The following is a 3,853-nucleotide window of genomic DNA, read 5'->3' as shown; positions in this document are numbered from 1 at the left end:
CCAGAGAAGGCCCTCGATTGTTCAGAAGTATTTCCACGGACAACATGTTCGATACGCAGCCTAAAATGTTAACTGTTTAGGGCTCGGAGTAATACCTACGAAGCCAGAAAAACCTATCTGGCCGAAACGGAAGCAACCAAAGAGTTTCCACTTGATTTCATTCGGGAGTTTATCGAAAGATTACCGACCAAAGAGTTCACTGCCGAAGAGCGTGAGGTCATTGAAAGCGGATTCGGAAGCCTTTACCAGAGCAACAATGATCTGGAAGAGTTCTGCATTCGTCATCAGGTCAACCCGATCAACGTCTGGTACTGGTTCAAGCAGAGCAATGTGATCCCGCAGCAGCGGATGCATACGCTGGCCATGGAGTTTTTGGCCGACATAGTCCGGGAGATCCTTATGGAGGATGAGGACGGTATTATTCCGCTGGTGCCCAATGCCGGGGAAAAGGTGTTGCTGAACCGCATCGAGGAAAAATTTCGTGAGAAAGGCTTCAGTTCGGCTCAATACTCCAGTTTCGATTCGGTGCTTGGTCGTCCGATCCACGAGTACCTGAACAAATATTTTTTTGCGGAACTCTCCGACCATCTGAACCTGTTCATGTATTTGCCCAAGACACCATTTATCTGGCATCTCTCCAGCGGTCCTGAACAGGGCTTTGACTGCTATATCATCATTTACAAATGGAGCCGCGACAAGCTGATGCGCCTGCGTTCGGTCTATACCGAACACCGGGAACGCTCTCTGGTCAACCGCCAGAGCGACCTCTCCGGCAATGATAGCGCTGATGCCCAGAACGAAAAAGACCGCATCTTCAGGCAGCTTAAAGAGATCGAAGCCTTCAAGAAGAAGATCGATGAGCTGCTCGCCGAAGGCTATAACCCGATCCTTGACGATGGCGTCGGCAAAAACATCGCTCCCCTGCAAAAAAAAGGATTGATTCCTTACGAGGTACTCAATGCAGGCCAACTTAAAAAGTACCTTAATGCGGACTGGTAGGGAGAGCTGATTATGTCAACAGAACAAAAAGAATATGAAGTTTTTCGTTCAGGTGCGACTTGGCTCAGGGCTGATTTTCACCTCCACACCAAGGCGGACAAGGAGTTTCGTTACGATGGGGAAGAAAACGGTTTTGTGAGTGATTATGTAGCCGGGCTAAAAGCGAAAGACATTCAAGTTGGCGTGATCACCAATCACAATAAATTCGATACCGGTGAATTTAAGGCCCTGCGAAAAAAAGCCAGAAAGGAAGAAATTTTTTTGCTTCCCGGTGTTGAGCTATCTGTCAATGACGGAGCTAATGGCATTCATACCTTGGTCATCTTCAATGATGAGTGGCTGGCGGATGGTCATGACTATATAAACCAATTTTTGAATGTTGCTTTTGAGGGAAAAACTCCCAGCCGATATGAGCAGGAAAACGGTCGAAGCTCCCTTGATCTGTTGACCACTTTGAAAAAGCTGGAGGGTTACCATAAGGACTTTATGGTGGTCTTTGCGCATGTTGAACAAAGCAGTGGGCTCTGGAATGAACTCGATGGCGGAAGGCTGCAGGAGATTGGTCAAAACAAAATATTCAGAAGACGATGTTTGGGCTTTCAGAAAGTCAGAACCCGTGATGAGCGTGACAAAGTAAAGAGTTGGTTTTCTGACTGGTATCCGGCCGAAGTTGAAGGTTCTGATTGTAAAAACATTGATGGTATCGGCGATGGTGATCCGTGTTATCTCAAGCTGGGAGCTTTCTCCTTTGATGCAGTGAAATTTGCTCTTGTGGACAAGGATAGCCGTGTTGCTACCAACCCTGTTCAGCATGGCCACTCCCGCATTCAGAATATCCGCTTTACCGGTGGCACATTAGCAGGAAAGCAGATCTATTTTTCTCCCGAGCTCAACACCATGATTGGAATTCGAGGTAGCGGGAAATCCTCAATTCTCGAAGTAATACGCTATGCCCTTGAAATTCCGTTTGGAGAGAAATCGGGCGATAAAAAATACAAAGAAGATTTGGTCAAATACACCATGGGAAGTGGCGGCAAGATCGAGATGGATGTCGTCGACCGCCATGGCAAGGTGTACATAATTTCGAAGGTTTATGGCGAGGATACCAACGTCGAAGATAGCGGTCAGCTTCTGCAGGGTGTGGCAATAAGAGAGTCAATTCTCAGAAAGCCCATATACTTTGGCCAGAAAGATTTATCCAGCACCGGGGAAGGATTTGAAAAGGACTTGGTAAACAAACTCCTAGGTTCGAAACGAGATGAGGTCCTGCAAAAGATATCTGCTCAGAAAGTGAAGGTGGTTGATGCGGTTCGTAATCTGACCAGCGGACTGGGACTGGATGAGCTAATCAAGGAGCAGAACGACATCAAGAAGGATGCCGACCATCAACTGAAGTTTTATGCGGATCATAAGGTTGAAGAAAAACTACAAAAGCGTCTCGACTTCGATACGGATGTAAAGCAAATCGATGCAACTATTGAGGCGGTTAATCTCTTCTCTCAGGATGTCGGCAGAATATCTACAGACCACGAACTAGTTCTGTCCTCGCAGAAAGACTATGTTTCAAAACACAATTCGGAATTATTTGCGAAGCTGAAGACCATTCTGGAAACCAAGTATCTGTCCCTGATTTCTCATCTAAAAGCATGGGGACAAGACAATCCCGCTGTGCAGCAACAGCTGACCGATCTTCAGACGGAAATGAAAACAATCCGCAAAGGGATGGTTGATGAGTTTGCTGTGATCGAAAGGAAGCTGAGTGAGGAGCTGAAAGAATCAGGGAACACCAATATCAGCTCTGAAGAATTTTTAGCACTGAAAACCAAACGCTCCAAAGCGGTAAACCGAATCGTTGAGCTCCAGAAGCAGAAAGACGAGTTTGCCGGGCATCAGGAAACCTTACTCAGAGAGGTTAAAGCGCTAAACGACCTGTGGCATGAAGAATTTTTACTGATCAAATTCGAGCTGGAAAAAATCGAAAAAGAGTCGTCCTCAATTAGTATCGATTCCAACTACAAAGGCGATAAGGCGGACTTTGTAGATACGATGAAAGAATACTGTAAAGGAAGCGGTCTTAGAGACGCCACGTTCCAAAGGATTGCCAGCCAGTATTCTGACTTCGCGTCAATATACAAAGATCTGGATACTGCAAAGCAGCACTTTGGCAGCAACCCGCAACTCTTCACGGACCGTCTTTTAGAAAACCTTGAGTCGGCCCTGACTTATCAGGTTCCTAACAAATTCATTATCAAATACCGTGGCAAAGAGTTGAAGCACCACTCCTTGGGGCAGCGATCTTCTGCGCTGATTCTTTTCGTTCTGAGCCTCAAAGAGAATGACGTTATTATCATAGATCAACCAGAGGACGATCTTGATAACCAAACAATCTATGAAGATGTCATAAAACTGATTCGTAATATGAAGACCGGGGTCCAATTTATTTTCGCCACCCATAACCCCAATATCCCTGTTTTAGGTGATGCTGAGTTGGTGCATGCTTGTTCATTCATGGATGAAAAAGTAGCAGTACAAAGCGGAAGTGTTGACGCCCAAGACACCCAGAAAACGATCGTAAACATAATGGAAGGCGGACAAGAGGCGTTCAACCGTCGTAAGGAGATTTACAAAATATGGAAACCGTAAACTCCTGCAGGCCAAAGTGCACGCATCCAATAAAATATAAGGGGCTTCATAAATGATTGAGATGTGGTTCAAAAATGACCTACGCGACATTTATGCCAGCCATTCGGTGGCGGTATTTATTAATCCGAGCATAAAATAGTTAACATTCGTGGAAGAATTGTGTACATTCGGATCCATGCAAACCACCGATGCACGCAAGCTTCCGCCCAAG

General features: G+C 45.8%; 2 protein-coding genes. Both read left to right on the top strand.

The genetic code is table 11. The features are described from left to right. Positions 1-330: 330 nt before the first annotated feature. Positions 331-999 (top strand): hypothetical protein, encoded by a 669-nt coding sequence (locus H4684_RS20300; RefSeq protein ID WP_225940593.1) that lies wholly within the window; start codon positions 331-333, stop codon positions 997-999. A gap of 12 nt (positions 1,000-1,011) precedes the next feature. Beyond that, complete coding sequence (locus tag H4684_RS20295; protein ID WP_192625149.1) at positions 1,012-3,642, top strand: TrlF family AAA-like ATPase; 2,631 nt, start codon at positions 1,012-1,014, stop codon at positions 3,640-3,642. The last annotated feature ends 211 nt before the right edge of the window (positions 3,643-3,853 follow it).

Origin of the sequence: Desulfomicrobium macestii, from assembly GCF_014873765.1 — a bacterium.
GTDB lineage: Bacteria > Desulfobacterota > Desulfovibrionia > Desulfovibrionales > Desulfomicrobiaceae > Desulfomicrobium > Desulfomicrobium macestii.
The sequence above is the reverse complement of the archived record's forward strand: the minus strand, read 5'-3'. Positions and strand labels throughout refer to the sequence as shown.